Origin of the sequence: Paraburkholderia heleia NBRC 101817 (assembly GCF_000739775.1) — a bacterium.
Lineage (GTDB): Bacteria > Pseudomonadota > Gammaproteobacteria > Burkholderiales > Burkholderiaceae > Paraburkholderia > Paraburkholderia heleia.
Window position 1 is genome coordinate 186,690 of record NZ_BBJH01000009.1, and the last position, 20,000, is coordinate 206,689.

The 20,000-nt window shown below is 64.5% G+C and carries 21 protein-coding genes; 12 read left to right on the forward strand and 9 right to left on the reverse strand.

The window, feature by feature from the left end:
• Nucleotides 1-97: 97 nt before the first annotated feature.
• The gene (pcaG, locus tag BHE01S_RS10775) at nucleotides 98-685 is read right to left on the reverse strand and encodes a protocatechuate 3,4-dioxygenase subunit alpha (protein WP_042263579.1); all 588 of its coding nucleotides are present in this window, start codon (nucleotides 683-685) and stop codon (nucleotides 98-100) included.
• A 3-nt stretch (nucleotides 686-688) separates the two neighbouring features.
• Nucleotides 689-1,393 (reverse strand): protocatechuate 3,4-dioxygenase subunit beta, encoded by a 705-nt coding sequence (gene pcaH, locus BHE01S_RS10780; protein WP_042263580.1) that lies wholly within the window; start codon nucleotides 1,391-1,393, stop codon nucleotides 689-691.
• Between the two features lie 140 nt (nucleotides 1,394-1,533).
• Here pcaH and pcaQ point away from each other — a divergent pair, with 140 nt between their 5' ends.
• Complete coding sequence (gene pcaQ / locus BHE01S_RS10785) at nucleotides 1,534-2,550, forward strand: pca operon transcription factor PcaQ (protein ID WP_042263581.1); 1,017 nt, start codon at nucleotides 1,534-1,536, stop codon at nucleotides 2,548-2,550.
• Nucleotides 2,551-2,605: 55 nt separating this feature from the next.
• On the opposite strand, the gene BHE01S_RS10790 is transcribed toward pcaQ, so the two are convergent.
• A complete protein-coding gene (locus BHE01S_RS10790) occupies nucleotides 2,606-3,253 on the reverse strand; it encodes a helix-turn-helix domain-containing protein (RefSeq protein WP_042263583.1) in 648 nt (215 codons plus the stop codon).
• Nucleotides 3,254-3,619: 366 nt separating this feature from the next.
• On the opposite strand from BHE01S_RS10790, the gene BHE01S_RS10795 reads away from it, so the two are divergent.
• The gene (locus tag BHE01S_RS10795) at nucleotides 3,620-3,823 is read left to right on the forward strand and encodes a DUF6900 domain-containing protein (RefSeq protein ID WP_042263585.1); all 204 of its coding nucleotides are present in this window, start codon (nucleotides 3,620-3,622) and stop codon (nucleotides 3,821-3,823) included.
• A gap of 170 nt (nucleotides 3,824-3,993) precedes the next feature.
• Here the strand turns inward: BHE01S_RS10795 and BHE01S_RS10800 are convergent, their stop codons facing one another.
• The 3 genes from BHE01S_RS10800 to BHE01S_RS10810 all read right to left on the reverse strand — a co-directional run bounded on the left by BHE01S_RS10800 (nucleotide 3,994) and on the right by BHE01S_RS10810 (nucleotide 6,354).
• Entirely contained in the window at nucleotides 3,994-4,500 is a 507-nt protein-coding gene (locus BHE01S_RS10800) for a metal-dependent hydrolase (RefSeq protein WP_042263586.1), read from the reverse strand.
• Nucleotides 4,501-4,630: 130 nt separating this feature from the next.
• Nucleotides 4,631-5,047: a sugar ABC transporter ATPase gene (locus tag BHE01S_RS10805; protein ID WP_245639700.1), complete on the reverse strand. Its 417-nt coding sequence runs from the start codon at nucleotides 5,045-5,047 to the stop codon at nucleotides 4,631-4,633.
• 143 nt (nucleotides 5,048-5,190) lie between these two features.
• Nucleotides 5,191-6,354, reverse strand: coding sequence for a porin (locus tag BHE01S_RS10810; protein ID WP_042263588.1), 1,164 nt, complete (start codon nucleotides 6,352-6,354; stop codon nucleotides 5,191-5,193).
• A gap of 672 nt (nucleotides 6,355-7,026) precedes the next feature.
• On the opposite strand from BHE01S_RS10810, the gene BHE01S_RS10815 reads away from it, so the two are divergent.
• Nucleotides 7,027-7,548, forward strand: a complete 522-nt coding sequence (locus BHE01S_RS10815) for a hypothetical protein (RefSeq protein WP_042263590.1) — start codon at nucleotides 7,027-7,029, stop codon at nucleotides 7,546-7,548.
• Nucleotides 7,549-7,566: 18 nt separating this feature from the next.
• Here BHE01S_RS10815 and BHE01S_RS10820 read toward each other — a convergent pair whose 3' ends face one another.
• On the reverse strand, nucleotides 7,567-8,001 hold the full coding sequence (locus BHE01S_RS10820) for a hypothetical protein (protein WP_042263592.1): 435 nt from the start codon (nucleotides 7,999-8,001) through the stop codon (nucleotides 7,567-7,569).
• A 218-nt stretch (nucleotides 8,002-8,219) separates the two neighbouring features.
• Here BHE01S_RS10820 and BHE01S_RS10825 point away from each other — a divergent pair, with 218 nt between their 5' ends.
• The 9 genes from BHE01S_RS10825 (at nucleotide 8,220) to BHE01S_RS10865 (ending at nucleotide 18,487) form a co-directional block, all read left to right on the forward strand.
• Nucleotides 8,220-8,921 (forward strand): CDP-alcohol phosphatidyltransferase family protein, encoded by a 702-nt coding sequence (locus BHE01S_RS10825; RefSeq protein WP_042263594.1) that lies wholly within the window; start codon nucleotides 8,220-8,222, stop codon nucleotides 8,919-8,921.
• A complete protein-coding gene (locus tag BHE01S_RS10830; RefSeq protein ID WP_042263726.1) occupies nucleotides 8,918-9,727 on the forward strand; it encodes a 2OG-Fe(II) oxygenase in 810 nt (269 codons plus the stop codon). The genes BHE01S_RS10825 and BHE01S_RS10830 overlap by 4 nt, the downstream gene beginning before the upstream one ends.
• Nucleotides 9,724-10,734: a flippase-like domain-containing protein gene (locus tag BHE01S_RS10835; RefSeq protein WP_042263596.1), complete on the forward strand. Its 1,011-nt coding sequence runs from the start codon at nucleotides 9,724-9,726 to the stop codon at nucleotides 10,732-10,734. Before BHE01S_RS10830 ends, BHE01S_RS10835 begins: the two co-directional genes overlap by 4 nt.
• Nucleotides 10,735-10,762: 28 nt before the next feature.
• The gene (locus tag BHE01S_RS10840) at nucleotides 10,763-11,542 is read left to right on the forward strand and encodes a phosphocholine cytidylyltransferase family protein (RefSeq protein WP_042263598.1); all 780 of its coding nucleotides are present in this window, start codon (nucleotides 10,763-10,765) and stop codon (nucleotides 11,540-11,542) included.
• A 240-nt stretch (nucleotides 11,543-11,782) separates the two neighbouring features.
• Nucleotides 11,783-13,186 (forward strand): MFS transporter, encoded by a 1,404-nt coding sequence (locus BHE01S_RS10845; protein WP_042263600.1) that lies wholly within the window; start codon nucleotides 11,783-11,785, stop codon nucleotides 13,184-13,186.
• Nucleotides 13,187-13,320: 134 nt separating this feature from the next.
• Entirely contained in the window at nucleotides 13,321-15,051 is a 1,731-nt protein-coding gene (gene ggt / locus BHE01S_RS10850) for a gamma-glutamyltransferase (RefSeq protein WP_042263602.1), read from the forward strand.
• A 355-nt stretch (nucleotides 15,052-15,406) separates the two neighbouring features.
• Nucleotides 15,407-15,949 carry a helix-turn-helix transcriptional regulator gene (locus BHE01S_RS39525; protein WP_052405836.1) on the forward strand — a complete coding sequence of 181 codons (543 nt, stop codon included), beginning with the start codon at nucleotides 15,407-15,409 and terminating at the stop codon, nucleotides 15,947-15,949.
• A 341-nt stretch (nucleotides 15,950-16,290) separates the two neighbouring features.
• On the forward strand, nucleotides 16,291-17,337 hold the full coding sequence (locus tag BHE01S_RS10860) for a VTT domain-containing protein (protein ID WP_042263605.1): 1,047 nt from the start codon (nucleotides 16,291-16,293) through the stop codon (nucleotides 17,335-17,337).
• Between the two features lie 124 nt (nucleotides 17,338-17,461).
• Nucleotides 17,462-18,487, forward strand: a complete 1,026-nt coding sequence (locus BHE01S_RS10865; RefSeq protein WP_042263607.1) for an aldo/keto reductase — start codon at nucleotides 17,462-17,464, stop codon at nucleotides 18,485-18,487.
• Between the two features lie 27 nt (nucleotides 18,488-18,514).
• Here the strand turns inward: BHE01S_RS10865 and BHE01S_RS37685 are convergent, their stop codons facing one another.
• Both BHE01S_RS37685 and BHE01S_RS10870 read right to left on the reverse strand, forming a co-directional pair.
• Nucleotides 18,515-18,691: a hypothetical protein gene (locus tag BHE01S_RS37685; RefSeq protein ID WP_154677984.1), complete on the reverse strand. Its 177-nt coding sequence runs from the start codon at nucleotides 18,689-18,691 to the stop codon at nucleotides 18,515-18,517.
• 561 nt (nucleotides 18,692-19,252) lie between these two features.
• Nucleotides 19,253-19,954: a carbonic anhydrase gene (locus tag BHE01S_RS10870; RefSeq protein WP_042263609.1), complete on the reverse strand. Its 702-nt coding sequence runs from the start codon at nucleotides 19,952-19,954 to the stop codon at nucleotides 19,253-19,255.
• Between the last annotated feature and the right edge of the window lie 46 nt (nucleotides 19,955-20,000).

Here is a 20,000-nt window from a genome sequence, read left to right on the forward strand (position 1 = left end):
GAGTTCCGCGATCAGATCGCAGCGGCACGATCATAGGGCCAATTCATGAAAGCCACGTGAAAGTCCGCGCGATCCGGCTCGCGTATCCGCTATTGCATTAAAGATCGAAGAACACCGTTTCCTGTTCGCCCTGCATGCGGATGTCGAACGTGTAGACGATGCTGCCGGCCTGCTCGCTACGGCGCGCGATGAGCGTGCCGCGGCGCGCGGCGGGCACGGCTGAGAGCACAGGGTCCGCGGCGTTGGCGGCGGCTTCGTCTTCGAAGTAGATGCGCGTGAAGGTGTGCGTGAGCATCCCGCGCATCATCACGATCACGTTCAGATGCGGCGCTTCGCCTGCGTTCTCGACGCCCGGCTTAACGGTGTGCACGATGAAGCGCTGCTGCGCATCCGTACCTGTGCCCACGCGTGCAAAACCGCGGAAGCCGTCCTTGGCGATTTGCTCGCGCGAAGCCGGATAGCGGCCGTTTGCGTCGACCTGCGAAAACTCGAGCATCGCGTCGAACACGGCGTTGCCGTCGCCGTCGATCACGCGGCCGATCAGCGTGATGTGCTCGCCCGGCGTTTCAGGCCCGGCCACGTTGGCCGTGAAGAGGCTCTTGAAGTCGAAATCATATTGCTGCGGACACAGGCCGTAGGCGAAGTACGGGCCGACCGTTTGCGAAGGCGTTTCCTTGAGTGCCATGGTTCAACGCTCCGTAGGGGTTTGGTTAGGGCCGCGCAGCACGATGTCGAATTCGTAGCCGAGTGCGTAGCCTTCTTCGGTGGTGTCGAGCGAGAAGCGCGAAATCAAGCGCTCGCGTGCGTCTTCGGGCGTGCCCTGGTAGATCGGGTCGAACGCGAGCAGCGGGTCGCCGGGGAAATACATCTGCGTGACGAGACGCGAGCCGAAGTAGTCGCCGAACAACGAGAAGTGGATGTGATTCGGACGCCACGCGTTCGGGTGATTGCCCCAGGGATACGCGCCCGGCTTGATCGTGAGGAAACGATAGCGGCCGTCGTTATCGGTGATCGCGCGGCCGGCGCCGAGGAAGTTGGGATCGAGCGGCGCGTCGTGCTGGTCCTGCTTGTGCACATAGCGGCCGGCGGCGTTGGCCTGCCAGATTTCGACGAGCGTGTTGCGCACCGGCTTGCCGCCTTCGTCGAGCACGCGGCCCGTCACGATGATGCGCTCGCCGAGCGGCGCGCCATTCCTGGCCGCATTGCGCGTGAGGTCGTGATCGAGCGCGCCGAGGTCGTCGGTGCCGTACACGGGCGCGTGCTGGTTGCGCAGCTTTTCCTTCAGGGGGATGAGCGGGAGCGTGGGGCCGCGTTTGACCGACGAACGGTACGGCGGATAAACGTACGCGGGGTGCGAGTCGAAGTCGCGCGGCGACAGGATGGACTCGTCCATGGGGTGTCTCCTGGGTGGATTATTGGAGGAAGGGCTCGTTTGCTGCAGCGATTTGCCGCTGCGGGCCGATGGAGTCACTTTATCCAAAGCGAAAAGTTATGCAAAATGATGTTTTTTCGCATCTCGTATAACGAATCGTTATGCAAAACCGGCTCGCGGACGGACGCGTCAAATTCCGCCATCTACAGTGTTTCCTTGCCGTGGCGCAGATGGGCAGCGTGCAGCAGGCCGCCGAAAGTCTGTCGGTCACGCAGCCCGCCGTGTCGAAGACGATCGCCGAGCTGGAGCTGGTGCTGGGCGTGAAGCTGTTCGAACGCGGGCGGCACGGTGCGGTGCCTACGCGCGAGGGGCAGCTTTTCATGCCGCACGCAAGCGCCTGCGTGAGCGCGCTGCGCCAGGGCGTGGCGTTGCTCGCGCGAGACGAAGGCGCGGTGGCCGCAACGCTCGATATCGGCGTGCTGCCTACGGTGGCGACGGCGTTGCTGCCCAGCGCGTTGCGCCACTTCGGCGAGGAATGGCCGCGCGTGAGCGTGCGTCTGGTTACGGGATCCAACACCGAACTGCTCGAGCGGCTGAAGACAGGGGCGATCAGCTTTGCGGTGGGCCGTCTCGCCGACCCCGAGCGCATGGTGGGCCTGAGCTTCGAGCAGTTGTACAACGAGCCGCTCGCCGTGGTGGTGCGCGCGGGGCATCCACTCGCGCAGGGGGCGGGGCTGCCGGCCCAGCTCGCATCGTTCCCGCTGGTGCTGCCGCCGTTCGGCACGTTGATCCGCCAGGCGGCAGACAGTCTGTTCGCCGCCTGGGGCGCGCCGCCGCTGTCGGCGTTCGTCGAGTTGCTTTCGGTTTCGGTGGGGCGCGCGCTCGCGCTCCAGAATGACGCGGTGTGGTTCGTGCCCGACGGTGCCGTCGAGTACGACCTCCGGCGCGGGACGCTGGTGCGGCTGCCGTTGCCTTCCGCGGGCGGCGAAGAGCCGGTGGGGGTGATTCAGCGTACCGATACCCAGCCCACACCTGCCGGTCGCGCACTGATCGAAGCCGTGCGGCGCGCGGCGCGCGAGCGCGAAGTGCGGCTGGATGGCTCGGCTGCGCCCCGGACGCGGCGAGCGCGCGCCGCCAACCCTTCTGGCGGCAAGCGCTCGCCCGGCGCCAAGGGTTAAAGCTTCACGGCTCCCGAGGGCCCAAAGCTGCGCGCCAGATTCAGTTGGCCGCGAGCTACGCCCTGGGGCGTGACTTCGACGTTGCCGGCGTTTCCGGCGCGATGCCGGGCAGGCGCGCGCTCGTGGCCATCCACAGCACTTCGGCGTCTTCCTCGCTCGTCGAAATGGCCGCGTGACCCGTGCGGCTGTCGAAGTAGAGGCTGTCGCCCGCGTCCAGACAGGTGGGCGCATACAGCTCCGAATACAGGCACACGCTGCCGCTGATCACGTAGAGAAACTCTTCGCCTTCGTGGCGGCCCCAGTCGTCGAACGCGTCGAGCGAATGCGCCGTGATACGGATGCGAAACGGCAGCATTGCCTTGTGCGCGAGATCGGTGGCGAGCAACTCCATTTGATAGCCGCGATAGGCGTGACGCTGGCCCGTGCCGCTGCGCGTGAGCGCGCGGCGGCCGCCCGCATTGAGCCTGGGCGGGGTGCCGAACAGTTCGGCCAGGTCGATTCGGAGCCCGCCGACGATCTTTTGCAGCACGTCGAAGGTGGGCGACATGAGCCCGTTTTCGACTTTCGACAGGGTCGAGCGCGAGACGCCGCACAGGCGGCTGGCCGTATCGAGCGTCAGGTCCTGGGCGACGCGTGCGGCGCGCACGCGGCGGCCGAGGTCGGTGGTCGCCGTGCTGGCGGATGGGGTGAGCGTGGAGTCCATGGGCTACGTTCGAAGACTGACGAAAAGCCCTGTTGGGCCGCGCGATGTCTTGCCGATCATATCAAACGGTTGCCCGCACGAAACCCAGGCCACGCCTGGCCGGGCTGGGCCGGGCTGGGCCGGGCCGCGACGCCGGCTCGGCGCCATGGGCAGCCTTCATGCGTCGAGACCCTATTTAATTGTGGATTAAAATAATCCGATTTAACGATTTTAAAAATTACTCCATCGATGATTTAACAATATTTAAAGATTTTCTGGGTTTGATATTAGAGCAGTACCTCAAAATGCGTCCATGCGCCGCGGCTCGCACGGGTTTTGATATTTATCATTGTAATCAGATGATTTGGATCAAGTGGAGAGCGCAAGATGCATGACGAACGACTCGAATTATTGCTGGCAATCTCGCGAAGAACGCTCGGGATCGAGAGCTTCGAACTGACCGGGAAGCCGACCGCCGACGTGCACCTCGCGAGCGCAGAGGATATTGGCCGCGCGCTGGAGTCGGCATACGACGCCGGGCTGATCGTCGGCTACCGCATGGGCCGCGCGGAGTGCGAGCAGAACGCCTGAATTCCGCGTAACGCGATTCAGTGGCGGCGCCCTTTAAAGGGGCGCCGTTTTTATTTTGGCTTTTATTGGAACGATAATAAACGTTGCCAGATTCATTGGTGCTGTCGCGCCTGATCAGGCCCGGCGTTTACCCGGCGTGCCGGCGCCTGTTACCAGGCAAGCCTGATGGATCAGACGAGCCGACGCAGCGGCGCGAGCGACCAGTCGTGCGGCACGCCATGCACGGCGAAAAACCATGCGGCAACCCACGACGCGGCGACGACGATCAGGTCGCAGCGACCGCTGCGCCACCAGTTCAGCGAGTGCCGCTGAAAGATCCACGGCACTCCGAGCGGATTGGGCCAGTCGGCGAGCAGATGGATCATGCCTCCGCAAGCGAAGCCGAACGTGGGCGCCGCGAGCGGCAGGTGTCCGAGTGTGCGATACGACCAGACGAGCAACGCGATCCAGCCGATGCCCCAGTGCGTGAACGTGCGATGCGTGATCCAGAGTCGCCGCTTCTTGCTCCACCATGCGACCTCCAGCCAGTCGGGCGCCGATCCGCCCGCTACACCCGCCGCGAACGCGAGCGCGGCGTAGAGATGCCATGCGCTATCGGCGCCCTGATGTGTGACGATTGCGGCGGCGATGACGCCGGCGGCCCAGCCCGTGGCGTGATGTGCGGTGCCTGATGCCATGAAGCGGTGTGTTGCGAAGTCGAAGGGGGCGCAATCTTCGCAGATGTGTCGCCGTTATGACAGGGGGAGATGCGGGCGACATGCGGTCCGTCACGTGGCGCGTGCAGTGCTGGCGCCAGGCGTTCGCGCGTCAGGTCGTGCAGCGCGCCACGTCGAAGCGCAGTTCTTCTTCAGGCGGATCATTCGACGCCGAAGCGCCGTGCGTGACGCGAATGACCGAGCCGTGGCCGTTCGGTGTGAGCGTGACGAAGTACGACGCGTCCGAGCGCGAGCCGACGCTCAGCTCGGTCGTATTGCCGTCACGCGAAGTGTGCGTGCGCGGCAGGCGGCCTTCGAGGCAACTGGCGACCGACGACGCCGAACGCGCCGACGAAGCGTAGATCATCGGCTCGCCGTTCGAAGCGGTGCCGGAGGGCGGTGTCGATCCGCAAGCGGCGATGAGCGCGAGCGGAGTTGCGGCGAGGAGTCGTTGCGTGAGTGTTTTCATAGGCGGCGTGACAATATCGAAAATATCGAAGCAGCGGTTGATGCCAATGAGTATACGCACCTTGATCTGGATCAAGGTCCACGCAGACGTAAAAAGATGCAACAACTCACAAGAAAAAACGCACATGCGCTTGTGGCGCATGTGCGTTTCGCACAGGCAAGGCAGCGTGGCGGGTCGCGCCGGGTTTGCCGAACCCCGCGCGATCAGAAGCGGTGACGCAGACCGACTGTCGCAGCCACCTGGTTGTTCGTCGAAGAAGGCGAGAGCGTATTGATCGCAGCGGCGTTCGCGATGCCCGAGCCGTCGGCGTTATAGCCGAGCGAGCCCGACGCGTGCTGGTAGACGCCGGCGAGATAGACGTCCGTGCGCTTGCTCAACGAGTAGTCGGTGCCAAGCAACACGGTGTGCCACTTCGGGCTGTTGTTGCTGCCATTGCCCGTGACTGTGCCGTCAGTGAACGTGTAGGAGCCGATGAACGCGAGGGCTGGCGTCAGATGGTAAGCGCCGTTGAGCTCATAGTTGTCGACGTGCAGGTTCAGGCCCGAGAGGCCCGGCAGCGGCGCGCTGCCGCCACTCGAGAGACTCTGCATGCCGTCGATCTGCGAGTGCGTCCATACGAAGCCAACCTGTGCCGGGCCGTAGGTGTAGTTCACGCCTGCGCCGAACGAGCGCTGCAGCCGCGCCGAGATGTTCTGGTCGGCCGAAGCTGCGCTGTTCGCGGCGCCGAGGCCGCCGGAGTTGTTCTGTTGCGAGTAGGCGGCTGCGAAGTTCAGCGGGCCGTTGCCGTACGATGCGCCCACGCTCCACGCGCGGCCATTCGCGAAGCCGTTCACGTCGTTGCTGAAGCCGTACAGACCGCCGAACTGGAAGCCCTCGTAGTTCGCGCTGGCGTACTTGACCGAGTTCTTGATCGAATAGCTTTGCGCGAGATTGTCGTTGTCGAACGGGTGGCCCGCGAGATTGTTGCCGAAGCCCGCGCCGGCTTCCGAGAGCGGCGAGAGGTAATCGACCATCGAGTCATACTGCCGGCCGAGCGTGAGCGTGCCGAACTGATCGCTCTTCAGGCCGACCCAGGCCTGGCGGTTGAAGCCGTTATCGCCGTTCTTGTAGCCGCCGTTGTTGAGATTGAAGCCGCTCTCGAGGGTGAAGATCGCCTTCAGGCCGCCGCCCAGGTCTTCGGCGCCGCGAAAGCCGAAGTAGTTGTTCGAGAGCGCGCCGCTGCCCTGAGCCCACAGGCTGTGGCCGTTGACGTTGTTCGCGTAGACGATGCCGGCGTCGAGCGAGCCGTAAAGCGTGACGCTGCTTTGCGCATGGGCGCTTATCGCAAATGCACTGAGGACGCCTGCAGCAATGAGTGCTTTTTTCATGTTTTTCTCCGGTCAGAACTTGGGGAATTTCAGGCCGAATATTCTGGAAATCGATATCGTGCCCGGATGATTCGCCACGAAGTGTAGTCCGAGATTCGGCGTATTTACGCAAATCGAAGCAACAATGCGCCCACTTCATTTCGAGATTGGCATTAGTCGCCGTAAGTGATTGCATATAAAGAGATTTTCTGTTTGATTATTGGGTGCGACAAAATGGTCAGTATGGATAATCCGTTGTGCGCCCGCGACGGTGCGGCAAACCCGCGCAGGGTCTGGCCTAGCGCGAATGCGACGCTTTTTCAAGCATGATTCTTGTCGTTTGGTGAAAGGTACTGTTCCAGATCATGGACTGAACACATGCAAGGCGCGGCGGTACAATTTCTTCAGCCCTCGACCAAGGGTGGTCTTTTTTCATCTGTTTTTACGCGGCTCTCGGGCCGCGTTTTTTTTTGCCCGCGAAAAATCATTTTAAATTGATGCATGCGATGGAGTGGTGCGTTGCGGAAAATGCAATGATTGAAGTTGCCGGCCGATATTCCGCTTCGATGACGGGGTAATCCGAACCGGCTGGATGGAAAGACATGGCGCCCGGCGCGCGCCGCGATCCGGGTAGAATCCTGCCCTTGCCCCGCGACGGGCAAGTCCCGCGCAGAACCCGATGAAAACCCCGCCATGACCGATTCCTCGCTCGCAACCCCTCCCGATTTCCCCGCCGACGACCTCGCAGCCGAAGCCGAGGTGATCCAGGAGGCGCGCCTGTGGCGCAAGGACGGCTGGACCGCGCGCGTGATCAAGAACGAGGACGACGACGGCTGGGCTGTCGAAATGATCAAGGACGGCGAGCCGGAACCTGCACTCGTCGGCCCGTGGACCATGGGCCGCGACAAGAAGAATCCCAAGCCGCTCGATACGTCGGCGTTCAACACGCTCGTGAAGACTGCCTCGGAGGTGCTGCGCCGGCACGAGCAGCAATTGCGCGCGCTGCTGCACAAGCGCGTGAGCGTGCAGACCGCCGAAGGCGATGTGGACGTGACACTCGACATCGTTCCCGACGAGTACGAGCCCTACGCGCTCATCAGCGCGATCGACGCGTTTGGCGAGCCGCTCGCTCAGGCGCGTGTCGCGCCGAACTTCAAGCTTACGAAAGCGCGCGCCGAGGCCTGGGCCGAAGGCGGTTTCGGGCGCATCGAGTAGCGCTCAAAGCCTGCCCGCTTACTCCTGCTTGCAGAAGATCGCAGTCAATAGCGGCCCCGCATGGTGGACGATGGCGTTATTGCCTGCCGCCGTGAGAGCCGCCTGCACCCTGGCCTGGGTGCCGACCACGACAGCCCCGTAGGCGGAAGGGGCGATGGGCGCGCCGTCGCCGGTTTTGAAGAGCGGGTCGTCCTTTTGGAAACCCACGATGGCGAACACGCTGAAGCCATATGCGGTCATGTGCCGGTCGTGCGCGGGCCAGAACGCGTTGATCGAATTGCTTTCGACCTTCATGGGCTTCGGTTCGATCAGGTTTTGCGTGACGAGCCCCGAGATGAAGTCGTGCGCGGACTCGCTGCAGGTCAGCGAGTCGTCGATGGCGGCGGCGCGGGCGTTGCCCGCGAGAAGCATCAGGAAAGCGAGAAAAAGGGCGGCAGAGGTAAAACGTTTCATTACATGAATGGCGAAAGTGCGTGCGCCGGGGCCGGATGGCGATGGGGCTCACAAGCCCGGGCTGGCGCGAAGGGTTGCACTCTACGCGTGTTCGGACAACTTCGCTTGCGGCGCTGCGGGAGCCGACCGGGCGCTCTTGCTTACAAACCACAAGTGAAAAGTGGGGCGAACGTTGGAAGATCTGCAAGTTTTCTGGAAGGCGTATATATTGCGCGGTTATGACAGAAAAAGACAAATCTGGAAAAACGGCCCCGCGAGCGGTGCCGCTACCGCGCACCTGGGACGCTCGCGCGGCGCGCTGGCTCGTCACTCCGCTTGTGTCTACGCGCGTCACCCCGAATCATCTGACCACGCTGCGGCTTCTGATCGGTCTTGCCGGCGGCCTTTATCTGGCGTACGGCGACTTTCTGCACGTCAATATTGGCGCGTTTCTGATCGTACTGTCGAATTTTGTTGATCATACCGACGGCGAACTGGCGCGTATCAGCGGCAAAACCAGCCGGATCGGGCATTTCTACGATCTCGCGGCGGACGCGCTCGTCACTGTTTTGCTGTTCCTCGGCATGGGCTATGGCCTCGGCGTCGTGGCGGCCCACTCCGGCGCCGAATGGCGTGTCCCGCCGGCGGTGCTCGGCGGCATCGCGGGCGTCGCGGTCGCCGTGATTTTTTTCCTGCGCATGCGCATCGAGGAAATGGCCGGCAAGGCGGGTACCCAGCAGGCGTTCGCCGGCGGGTTCGAGACGGAGGACGTGCTGTATCTGCTACCCCTTGTCACGCTGACGGGCATCGTGTCGCCATTCATTATCGCGGCTTCGATCGGGGCGCCGTTGTTCGCCGTCTGGGTGGTGCTCGACTATGTGCGCGCGACGCGCCGCCTGCGCCCCGCCAAGGAAACCCGTCAGGTGTGGAGCAGCAGATGAGCTTGCAAGCAGAACAAGAACAAGTCGTAGTGCCTCACGTTCCCGCGCCAGATCGCGCCGCCCGCGCGACGGCCGGCGAGCCGGACGGCGCGATCGGCCGCGCGCTGCAACCGCTGAATCCCGCACGCCTGCGCGACGACTATCAGCGCCAGGGCTCGTTCCTGTATCTCGCCGATTTTCTGCCTGCCGACGCCACGCAGCAGTTGATCGACGCGGCCAACGCGCTGCTTCCCGAAGTCAACCGCAACTATCTGCCTGGCCACAAGGCGGGCGGCAGCGTGAGCCGTCACACCATCGACCGCCTCGCGCCGTACATCGCCGGGCTCTACCGCTCGCCGCAACTCATTGCGTGGCTCGAAAAGATCACGGGCGACAGCCTGCAGCTATCGCCCGAAGACGACCCGCACGCTTACGCCCTCTATTACTACACACGCGCCGGCGATCATATCGGCTGGCATTACGACACGTCGTATTACGACGGCCGCCGCTACACCGTGTTGCTCGGCGTGATCGACGAGTCGTCCTGCAAGCTCGACTACGAGCTGCACACGAAAGACCCGAACAAGACGGACGAACCGGGCTCGGTGCAGTACCCGCCGGGCGCGCTCATCGTGTTCGACGGCGACAAGCTTCGCCATCGCGTCACGCCGAGCCTCGAAGGCGAAGTGCGCGTGTCGCTCACGCTCGAATACGTGACGGACCCGAACATGCGCCCGTGGCGCCGTTTCATCTCGAACATGAAGGACGCGATTGCGTACTTCGGTTTCCGCCAGGTGTTCCGCAAGGCGTTGGGAGGCAAGGCGTGAGCCGTGCTGCCATCCTGCTGCTGTCGGTCGGCACGGCGCTCTTTATTGCGCTGCTCGCCTGGCAGGGGCTCGGGTCGGTCACGGGCGCGCTCGCGGCCGCCGGCTGGGGGCTTGTCCTCGTCGCGGCGTTCCACGCCGTGCCGCTCGCGCTCGACGCGGGTGCGATCGCCGTGCTCTTCGGCAACGACGCGCGCTTCGGCCAGCGTGATGCACTGCTCGCGCGGTGGAGCGGCGAATCGGTCAACAGCCTGTTGCCCGCGGGCCAGATCGGCGGCCCCGTGGCGATGGTGCGCCAGCTCGGGCAGCGCGGCATGCCGATGCGCGACGCGGCTGCGGCCATCACCGTGAGCACGACGCTGCAAGCCGTCGCGCAGATCGTCTTCGCCGTATTCGGCATCGCGCTTTTTTCGGCGTACGCGGCGAATGGCGCGCCGCGCGATCTCGGCGTCGCCGCGGTGGTCGCGACCGCCGTGCTCGGCGGCCTGATCGCGCTGTTCTACGTCGCGCAGCGCCGCGGTCTGTTCGGCCGCCTGCTGCGTCTCGCATCGCGAGTGTTCGGCAAGCGCGACTGGTCGGCGCTTGCCACGCGTGCCGACGCCATCGACGAAGCCGTGAAGTCGCTTTATGCCCGGCGTGGGCGCGTGGCGGCCAGCTTCGCGCTGAGCCTCGCGGGCTGGCTCGTGGGCACGGTGGAAGTGTGGCTCGCGCTGCGCTTTCTCGGCCATCCCGCAGGCTGGATCGATGCGCTGCTGCTCGAGAGCATCGGCCAGGCGATTCGCGGTGCGGCCTTCGCCATTCCCGGCTCGCTGGGCGTGCAAGAGGGCGGATATCTGCTGCTTGCGCCACTCGTCGGCCTGCCGCCCGAGACGGCGCTCGCGCTCTCGCTTGCCAAGCGCGCGAGAGAAGTCCTGCTCGGCTTGCCGGGCCTTCTGTATCTGCATTTCAGCGAACGTAGCTGGCAACGCCGGCGCGCCTTGCGCGTGCCCGCTGTCGAAGTCGCGGATTGACCTTTTTTCTTCCAAGGAACGTTTGCGCATGCGCGCCATCATTCTCGCGGCAGGCCTTGGCCTGCGCCTTCAGCAACCCGCTGGAGAACAGTTTCCGAAATGTCTGCTGCAGTTCGAGGGCGTGACGCTGCTCGAACGCCATTTGCAATTGCTGGACGAGGCGGGCGTCACGGAAGTCGTGCTCGCGCTCGGTTTCCAGCCTGAGCTGGTCGAGGCCGAACTCAAGCGCATCGGCTGGCCGCACAAGGTCGAGGTCGTGATGAATCCGCGCTTCGACCTGGGCAGCGTGCTCACCGTGCATCGCACGGCCGAGGCGCTCACGCGCGGCGACGACGTGCTGCTCATGGACGCCGACGTGCTCTACGACGAGCGCGTGTTCGCGCCGCTCGTGGCGGGCGAGGCGCCGGCCAACCGCCTGCTGATCGACCGCGACTTCGAAGCCGGCGACGAGCCCGTGAAGCTGTGCCTGCGCAACGGCGTGCCCGTCGAACTGCGCAAGCAGCTGGCGGTCGGTCTGCAATACGACACGATCGGCGAGTCGGTGGGCTTCTTCCGCCTGAACGAAGCGACGGCGCGCCGCTTTGCGCAGATCGTCGAAGGCTACGTCGATACGGGCCGCGCGAACCTGCCGCACGAAGAGGCGCTGCGCGACCTGCTGCTCGAACGCGGCAGCGAGTTCGAGATCGCGGACGTGACCGGCGCGCCGTGGATCGAAATCGACTTCCCCAATGACGTGACGCGTGCCGCGCAGCAGGTGCTGCCGCAACTGCGTCCCGTGGTGAGCCGCGTGAAGCAGACGGCTCTCTGAAGCGCATCCGCGCGGATTGCTCGACGCTGATCGCTTGAATCAGGCCGCGAGGCCTGTCGCCGCTCGAACGTGGCGGCGGGCTTCGCGGCTTTTGCCTGTGCGCGCGCTTTCCGCATGCTTTCGCCTCGTGCCGCACACCCAAGGCGCACCGCTTCATCTGTTGCCGGGTTCCCGTTTTCCGCAACAAGGGCCATAATGGCAGCTTTACGCCATCAGCCGCGCTGATCGTCGTTCCCGCCCATGCCATTAGCCCTCGGCACCTTCATCGTTCCGCTCATTGTCGCGTGCTCGATGTTCATGGAGAACGTGGACGGGACGGTCATCGTCACCTCGCTTCCCGCACTGGCCCGCGATCTCGGCCAGGACCCCATCACACTCAAGCTGGCCGTCACGAGCTACGTGATCGGCCTCGGCGTGTTCATCCCGATCTGCGGCTGGGTGGCCGATCGCTTCGGCTCGCGCAATGTGTTTCGCACGGCGATCGGCGTCTTCATGACGGGGTCGCTGTTGTGCGCGGCTTCGCGCTCGCTCGAGATGTTCGTGGCCGCCCGCTTCGTGCAGGGCATCGGCGGCGCGATGATGGTGCCGGTGGGCCGCATCATCATCTTCCGCTCGCTGCCCAAATCGGAATTCATTCGCGCGGTCAACTATCTCACGGTGCCTGCGCTGCTCGGGCCGGTCGTGGGGCCGCCGCTCGGCGGCTTCATCACCACCTATCTGCACTGGCGGCTGATTTTCTTCATCAACATTCCGATCGGCGTGCTCGGCATCTGGCTCGCGAACCGGCATATCGCGAACATGCACGAGGAGCATCCCGGGCGGCTCGACTGGGTCGGCTTCGTGCTTTCCGCGGGTGGGGCGTCGCTGTTCATGCTCGGCCTGTCGCTCGTGGGCGGCGAGCTCGTCGCCACCGGCACAGCAGTGACGATGTGCGTGATCGGCGCATTGTTGCTGGGCGCCTACTGGTTGTATGCGCAACGTGTCGAGCGGCCCGTGCTCGATCTGAAATTCCTGCGCATCCCCACGTTCAATGCGAGTGTGGCGGGTGGGTCGCTGTTTCGCATCGGGCTTGGCGCCGTGCCATTTTTGTTACCGCTCACGCTGCAGGAAGGGCTCGGCATGACGGCGTTCGCTTCAGGCGCCATCACCTGCGCTTCGGCGTTCGGCTCGATCTTCATGAAGGCGATCGTCTCGCGCGTGCTCGGGCGCTTTGGCTTTCGCCGCACGCTGATGGTCAACGCGGTGCTCGCGGGCACGGCCATCGCGATATGCGGCTCGTTTTCGCCCGGCACGCCGGTGTGGCTTATCTGGGTCATCGTGCTTGCGGGCGGCATCTTTCCTTCGCTGCAATTCACCGGGCTCAATTCGCTCGCGTATGCCGATATTCCGACACGCGACATCGGCCGCGCCACCAGCGTGGCAAGCGTGATCCAGCAGGTGTCGCTCGGCCTCGGCGTGACGATCGCGGGCCTCGTGCTGCAGGTTTCGCATCGGCTGCAAGGACATTCGGCCATCGTCTGGTCCGATTTCTGGCCCGCGTTTCTCGTAGTCGGGCTCTTTTCGGTGGCCTCCATTCCGGTGACGATGCGTTTGCCGGCGAATGCGGGGGAGGAAATTGCGCGCGGCCGGCGCGGCAAGGCCTGATCCAGTCGATGAGGGCGCCCCCTTGCACGGCAGCGGAATCAGCGGATCGCCGGATCGCAATCGTTTTCCTGGCGTGCTATAAGGCCAAGGCAGGTTTCCGGTAGGCCAACGAACCGAATCATGGGGTGAACTCAATGAAGCTGGTTGAAAAAACGAAAATCTCCGCTGCCGCTCTCGCACTGCTTTCGCTATCCGCCTTGTCCACGGGCTTCCTCGAAGCCACGCCGGCCTTTGCGAAGGATACGCAGCAACGCCCTGCGGTCCTCAATGCATCGGCTGTGGCGGTTGCCGACAAGTACGCGGCCGACGCCGCCGAGCAGATCTTCAAGGAGGGCGGCAACGCCGTCGATGCGGCGGTCGCCATCGCCTTCTCGCTCGCCGTGACATACCCCGAAGCCGGCAACATCGGCGGCGGCGGGTTCATGACGCTCTACGTGAACGGCAAGCCGTACTTCCTCGACTATCGCGAGCGCGCGCCGCTCGCCGCCACGCGCACGATGTACCTCGACGACAAGGGCAACGTGATCCCGGGCAAGAGCCTCTACGGCTACGACGCCGTGGGCGTGCCGGGGACGGTCGAGGGCATGTGGGAAGCGCAGAAGCGCTTCGGCAAGCTGCAATGGAAGCAGGTGCTCGCGCCGGCGATCCAGTACGCGCGCGACGGCTTCGTCGTGGACGAGCAACTCGCGAAGCGCCGTGAGGCCGCAGAAAAGGACTTCGCCGGCAAGACCAATTTCGACGATTACTTCGGCAACCTGAAGGAGGGCGTGACGTTCAGGCAGCCCGATCTCGCCAGCGTGCTCACGCGCATTGCGAACCAGGGCGCCAAGGACTTCTACGACGGCAAGACCGCGGACCTGATCGCCGCCTCGATGAAGGGCCACGGCCTCATCACGAAGCGCGACCTGCAGGAGTACAAGGCGGTGTGGCGCCAGCCCGTGGAGGCGAAGTGGAACGGCTACGAGATCATCACCGCGCCACCCCCGAGTTCGGGTGGCGTGGGCCTCGTGCAGCTGCTCAAGATGAAGGCGATGCTGGCGCCGCAATTCAAGGACGTGCCGCTCAATTCGCCGCAGTACATCCACCTGATCGCGGAGATCGAGAAGCGCGTGTTCGCGGATCGCGCGCAATATCTCGGCGACCCCGACTTCTACAAGGTGCCGGTCGCCCAGCTCACCGACGACCCGTACCTCGCAAAACGCGCCGCCGAAGTCGACCCCGACAAGCCTTCCGACACGAAGAGCGTGCAGCCGGGCCTCGGCACCTCGATGCCCGAGAAGGCGGAAACGACGCACTTCTCGGTGGTCGACAAGTGGGGCAATGCCGTTTCGAACACGTACACGATCAATGGCTACTTCGGTTCGGGCGTGGTCGTGCCGGGCGCCGGCATCGTGCTCAACGACGAGATGGACGACTTCGCGGCCAAGCCCGGCGTGCCGAACATGTTCGGCGTGGTGGGCAGCGACGCGAACGCGATTGCGCCGAAGAAGCGGCCGCTTTCGTCGATGACGCCGACTATCCTCACGAAGGACGGCAAGGTGGCGCTCGTGATCGGCACGCCGGGCGGTTCGCGCATCTTCACGTCGGTGTTCCAGGTCATCACCAACAACTACGACTTCGACATGCCGTTGAAGGACTCGGTGGCGGCGATGCGCTTCCACCACCAGCTGCTGCCGCCCAACACGATCTTCTGGGAGCCGTACCAGCCGATCGACGGGGAACTGGCAAAGCAGGTCGAGGCGAAGGGTTACGTGCTGAAGGCGCAGGCCTTCAACGGTGACATTCAGGCGATCCGCATCAACGGCGATACGCCCGACCCGGTTTCCGACCCGCGCGGCCGCGGCGTGTCGCGCCTCATCCAGTAAAACCGCTACGCCGATGCGAAACGATGCGCCGCGCATGAAGGCAAACCCGTTCGCCTCGGCAAGCTGGCATGGGGTGGCAAAAGTTTGCATGACATGAGCGTTTATCCCCAAATTTGGGGATGCCGCTCCTGTATTCATCGCGTACTATGCAACCTCCGGCGGAAGACAGCCCTTTGCCGGCGTGTGTTTTTCTTGGGGCGGCTTTTGCCGCCCCATTTTCTTTTCGGCATTTGCGCTTCACAGCTTCATAGTCGGACCGCATAGTGACTTCGTCGGGCGAGGTTCCCTGGCTCTGACGTTTGCGCCGCCACGCGAGCGAGGCGCGCACCCGCTCCACTACTCATCGCAACCGGGCATGGACCTGACGAGCCGCGAACTCGCGCTGATCGCCGACGTCTTCAAGCTGCTGGCCGACCGCATCTTGCCGGAGGGCGCCTTGCGCCTCGAGGTGGGGAAGCGTCTGCTCGAATTGCTGCGCGCCGACGGCCTGCAAGCGGGCGTAGACCCGTTCGTCTGGTCGGGCGAAGAAAATCTCGATCATCTGCGCATTCGGCGCGGCAAGCGGCGCGAACATTTTTCCGATCGGGAACGGGTGCTGTTCGATCTGGTGCGCCCGGCTTTCATTGCCGCGCTGGCGCGCTCGTGTGCGCAGACGGAACATGTTCAGCCGTCGCCAACAGACACATCCAGCGCGGATAACGAGGCGATCAGCCGCCTGACGCGGCGCGAGCGCGACGTGGTCGCGCTCGTGGTGGAAGGGCTGCTCGACAAGGAGATTGCCGAGCGGCTGGGCATCTCCTATACGACCGTGCGCACCCATCTCGATCGTTCGTTTCAGAAACTCGGTGTCACGAACCGTTCGCGTCTCGCGCGGCTCGTGCAGTCGGCGCAGCGCTGAGGCGCGCTGCGCTTGCCCTTATTGCGGCGCGGCTGCCGAAACGTTCGCGCCCGCGGCGTCGATCAGTCGCCAGCGGCCGAGCACGTGGCGTCCGGGCGCACGAGGTAGAGCGCACCCGGGTGCGTGATTCACATCGGGAACAGGCGTCCCGTTCGATCCCAGCCGCTGCGGGGTGACGTGTCGTCGGGCTGGCGCCCGATCGCCATGGGCGATGCCGCCGTCAAGCCTGCGTCAATGTAAGCAAGGAACGGCACGTTGGGGTAATCTCCACCCTCGGCCGGCGCGCTATTCGCGCCACGTTTGCTTACCTGAACATCCCCCTGCGCGCAGGTTATCTCGAAATGTTGACGCTCCCCACCGCGATTCCACCCGATTTCGGCGCCGGAGCGGTCTTTCTCAGCGTACTCGTGACGCAACTGGGCGTGCCCGTGCCGGCCGCGCCGGTGTTGGTTCTCGCGGGCACGATGGCGGCGAGCGGCGAGACATCGTACGGGAGCCTGCTGGCGGCGGCCGTGATCGCCACGCTGCTCGCCGATTCGCTGTGGTTCGCCGCGGGCCGCAAGCGCGGGCGGCGTCTGCTCAACGGGCTCGTGCGTTTTTCGCTGTCGCTGGACACGACGATCCGCATCGCGCGCAACGTCTTCGAGCGCTACGGCGCGCCCATTCTCGCCGTGGCGAAGTTCGTGCCGGGGCTCGGCCTGATTTCCGCGCCGCTGCTCGGCACGACGACGGTGGCGGTGCACGTCTTCCTGCTGTGGGACACGGTCGGCGCGGCGTTGTGGGCGGCCACCTGGCTGCTCGGCGGCGCGGCGCTGCATGCGGAAATCGTGCAATTCGCGGCGTTCGTGCGCGCGAACGGCATGACGATTTTCGACGTGCTCGCCGTGGCGGGCGGGTTGTTCCTCGCGTGGCGCTGGCTGCGGCGCATGCAGTTCCGCCGCTGGCTGGCGACGCACCGCATTTCGCCGGATCAGCTCGACGAGATGATGAAGTCGAGCGCGCCGCCCATCGTCCTCGACGCGCGGCCGCAAGCCGTGCGCGAGAAGGAGGCCTATCGGATTCCCGGCGCGCGGCCGCTCAATCTCGAATCGAACGAAGCACTGTCGCCCGAGCTGATCGGCCGTCCGATCGTCGTGTACTGCGTGTGCCCGAACGAAGCGACGGCCAAGCGCATCGTCGATCAGTTGCGCAACAAGCACATCTATCACGCGCGCGCGCTCAAGGGCGGCCTCGACGCCTGGGAGCGCCACGGTTATCCGGTCGAACCGCTGTCCAATGAGTTTCACGCGGAGTTTCACGCGGAGTTTCACGCGGCGCACGCCCATGCCGACGAACTCGAAGCGGACGAGGAACCGGAATACACCGTGCGGGCGAGCCTTTCCAAATAGCGGCGGCCGGCGGCGCTGCGCGTCCTGCGCCGTGAGAGCTGCGCGGCAAGCCCGAATCGAAGCGCGTAGACTCGTCCGCTATCGGCATCTCATCGTCAACCGCTTGATCAATGGAGGATCGGAAATGGAATACCGTTTTCTGGGTGCGTCCGGAATGAAGGTGCCGGTGCTGAGCTTCGGCACCGGCACGTTCGGCGGCAAAGGCGAGTTCTTCGAGGCCTGGGGCGCAACCGATGTCGCCGAAGCGCGCAAGCTCATCGACATTTGTCTCGACGCCGGCGTGACGATGTTCGACACGGCCGACATCTATTCGAGCGGCGCGTCGGAGTCGGTGCTGGGCGAAGCGCTCAAGGGGCGCCGCGACAAGGCGATCATCTCGACCAAGGCGACCTTCCGCTTCGACGACGAACCCAACAACGTGGGCTCATCGCGCTTTCACCTGAAGCGTGCGGTCGACGCGGCGCTCAAGCGTCTGCAGACCGACCATATCGATCTGTTCCAGTTGCATGGATTCGATGCGCGCACACCGGCCGAAGAGGTGCTGTCCACGCTCGACGAGCTCGTGCGCGCAGGCAAGATTCTCTACACGGGCGTGTCGAACTTCTCGGGCTGGCACCTGATGAAGTCTCTGGCCGTGGCCGATCGCTACGGCTATCCGCGTTACGTCGCGAACCAGACATACTACTCGCTGATCGGCCGCGACTACGAGTGGGAGCTAATGCCGCTCGGGCTCGACCAGGGCGTGGGCGCGGTGGTGTGGAGCCCGCTGGGCTGGGGGCGTTTGACGGGCAAGATCCGGCGCGGCCAGCCGCTGCCGGAGAAGAGCCGTTTGCACAAGACGGCCGAGCAGGGTCCGCCGGTGCCGGACGAATACCTCTTTCGCGTGCTCGACGCCATCGACGAGATCGCGCAGGAAACCGGCAAGACCGTGCCGCAGATCGCGTTGAACTGGCTGCTGCAGCGGCCGACGGTCGCGACGGTGCTGATCGGCGCGCGCGACGAGGCGCAGCTGCGCCAGAACCTCGGCGCAGTAGGCTGGAACCTCACGCCCGAGCAAGTGGCGAAGCTCGACGCCGCGAGCGCGGTGCGGCCTGTCTACCCCTACTGGCACCAGGAGGGTTTCGCTGAGCGCAACCCGTCACCGGTGTGACGGGTTTGTTCGCCCGGTGAGACTGGATCAAGCCGCTTCGGTCTGGCGCAGGATCTGGGTCGCGCCCAGATGCAGCGCCAGCGCGAAGAACTCGCGCTCCGCGAGATTGAGGGTCTTCGCGGCGGCCATCGCGCGGTAATGGTCTTCCGGGTGCAGGAACAACTTCACTTCGACTTTCGACTGGCGGTTCTGCGCGGACTCCATGGATGCTTCTCCTTCGGTAACCGGGCGCTTGGCCCGTGATGGGTGCGAAGCCCATTACCGGGCGTCCATACGCGCAAGGGCGCGCGCCGTTTGCCGCGACGTGAGGCGGCAGCATGAAAACGGCGATGACGCGGAGTGGGCCTTTCAAGTTCGCCTGCTGCGACGCGTGCGCGACGGCAGGACACGCGCGCTGAACTAGCGAAGCGTGGGACGACGCAATGCGCCGGTAGTGCGGTTGAAGCCGGGACAAGACAGGTGATGCGACAGCGGGGCAACGTGCTGCATAGCGACCAACCTCCGGGATTCTTTTTCTTGTGCGGCAAGGTGCCGCATGTAGTACGGCCGAGAGTGTAGTCCGGTTTTACCCTGGGGTAAACCCCTAATTCAAAAAGAATTATTGCGTAGATTGAGAAAATTGCGTGGCAAGCCCCGAAATGCGCTGCGGACGCACGTCAATTCATGCACAATGCATAAGGAAAGTGTGACGGGGCGGCGTGAACCGCCGCCCCGGCGCTGGCCTGAAGGCCAGCGTGAAGACGCGGGCGCGCCAGCGCCCGGCCGTTATTCCTCGACGCGCTTGCGCAGGCGCGCGCGCGCTTCCCCGAGCGACAGGAACTTGCCGCGTGCTTCGTCGAGCACGGTGACCTCGCCGTGGCCGATGTCATAGACCCAGCCCTGCAGTTCGAGCTGGCCCTGGGCGACGCGCGCCGCCACGGCGGGGTGCGTGCGCAGGTGCGTGAGTTGCAGGCGGACGTTTTCCTCCACGAGCGCCTGAACGACCTGGTCGTCCTCCAGACCGCGGATCTTGACCACGCTGCGTGCGGCTTCCGCGTTGCGCAGCCACGCCTGCACGGTGGGCATGTCGGCCGTCGCTTCCGCGCCCGAGGCGAGTCCCTTCATCGCGCCGCAATCGGTATGGCCGCACAGCACGATCTGCTTCACGTTGAGTTCGAGCACCGCGAACTCCACGACGGCAGAAACGCCGCCGAGCATTTCACCATACGCCGGCACGATATTGCCGATGTTGCGGCAAACGAACAGATCACCGGGCTTGGCCTGCGTGATCATTTCCGGTGAAACGCGCGAGTCGGCGCACGTGATGAAGAGCGTGTGCGGCGCCTGGGTGTGGGCGAGGCTGTGGAACAACTCCTTGTTGCCCGGAAAAACGTGATGAGTGAATTCGTCCACGCCGTCGAGCAGGTGTAACAGATCGCAGCCGCACGAATCGGAGTGACCATCGTGCGGGTGGGTGTTGTCTGGCATGGATGTTTCTCTCTTGATCATGAATCGACACTATCGAATGGCAACA

Excerpts from the sequence above, each read along its gene's own strand:
- BHE01S_RS39525 (WP_052405836.1), top strand. The coding sequence starts at position 15,407 with ATGGACCTGACGAGCCGCGAACTCGCGCTGATCGCCGACGTCTTCAAG.
- pcaG (WP_042263579.1), bottom strand. The coding sequence starts at position 685 with ATGGCACTCAAGGAAACGCCTTCGCAAACGGTCGGCCCGTACTTCGCC.
- BHE01S_RS10845 (WP_042263600.1), top strand. The coding sequence starts at position 11,783 with ATGCCATTAGCCCTCGGCACCTTCATCGTTCCGCTCATTGTCGCGTGC.
- BHE01S_RS10810 (WP_042263588.1), bottom strand. The coding sequence starts at position 6,354 with ATGAAAAAAGCACTCATTGCTGCAGGCGTCCTCAGTGCATTTGCGATA.
- BHE01S_RS10815 (WP_042263590.1), top strand. The coding sequence starts at position 7,027 with ATGACCGATTCCTCGCTCGCAACCCCTCCCGATTTCCCCGCCGACGAC.
- BHE01S_RS10820 (WP_042263592.1), bottom strand. The coding sequence starts at position 8,001 with ATGAAACGTTTTACCTCTGCCGCCCTTTTTCTCGCTTTCCTGATGCTT.
- BHE01S_RS10830 (WP_042263726.1), top strand. The coding sequence starts at position 8,918 with ATGAGCTTGCAAGCAGAACAAGAACAAGTCGTAGTGCCTCACGTTCCC.
- pcaH (WP_042263580.1), bottom strand. The coding sequence starts at position 1,393 with ATGGACGAGTCCATCCTGTCGCCGCGCGACTTCGACTCGCACCCCGCG.
- BHE01S_RS10865 (WP_042263607.1), top strand. The coding sequence starts at position 17,462 with ATGGAATACCGTTTTCTGGGTGCGTCCGGAATGAAGGTGCCGGTGCTG.
- BHE01S_RS37685 (WP_154677984.1), bottom strand. The coding sequence starts at position 18,691 with ATGGAGTCCGCGCAGAACCGCCAGTCGAAAGTCGAAGTGAAGTTGTTC.
- BHE01S_RS10795 (WP_042263585.1), top strand. The coding sequence starts at position 3,620 with ATGCATGACGAACGACTCGAATTATTGCTGGCAATCTCGCGAAGAACG.
- BHE01S_RS10790 (WP_042263583.1), bottom strand. The coding sequence starts at position 3,253 with ATGGACTCCACGCTCACCCCATCCGCCAGCACGGCGACCACCGACCTC.
- ggt (WP_042263602.1), top strand. The coding sequence starts at position 13,321 with ATGAAGCTGGTTGAAAAAACGAAAATCTCCGCTGCCGCTCTCGCACTG.
- pcaQ (WP_042263581.1), top strand. The coding sequence starts at position 1,534 with ATGCAAAACCGGCTCGCGGACGGACGCGTCAAATTCCGCCATCTACAG.
- BHE01S_RS10870 (WP_042263609.1), bottom strand. The coding sequence starts at position 19,954 with ATGCCAGACAACACCCACCCGCACGATGGTCACTCCGATTCGTGCGGC.
- BHE01S_RS10825 (WP_042263594.1), top strand. The coding sequence starts at position 8,220 with ATGACAGAAAAAGACAAATCTGGAAAAACGGCCCCGCGAGCGGTGCCG.
- BHE01S_RS10800 (WP_042263586.1), bottom strand. The coding sequence starts at position 4,500 with ATGGCATCAGGCACCGCACATCACGCCACGGGCTGGGCCGCCGGCGTC.
- BHE01S_RS10840 (WP_042263598.1), top strand. The coding sequence starts at position 10,763 with ATGCGCGCCATCATTCTCGCGGCAGGCCTTGGCCTGCGCCTTCAGCAA.
- BHE01S_RS10860 (WP_042263605.1), top strand. The coding sequence starts at position 16,291 with ATGTTGACGCTCCCCACCGCGATTCCACCCGATTTCGGCGCCGGAGCG.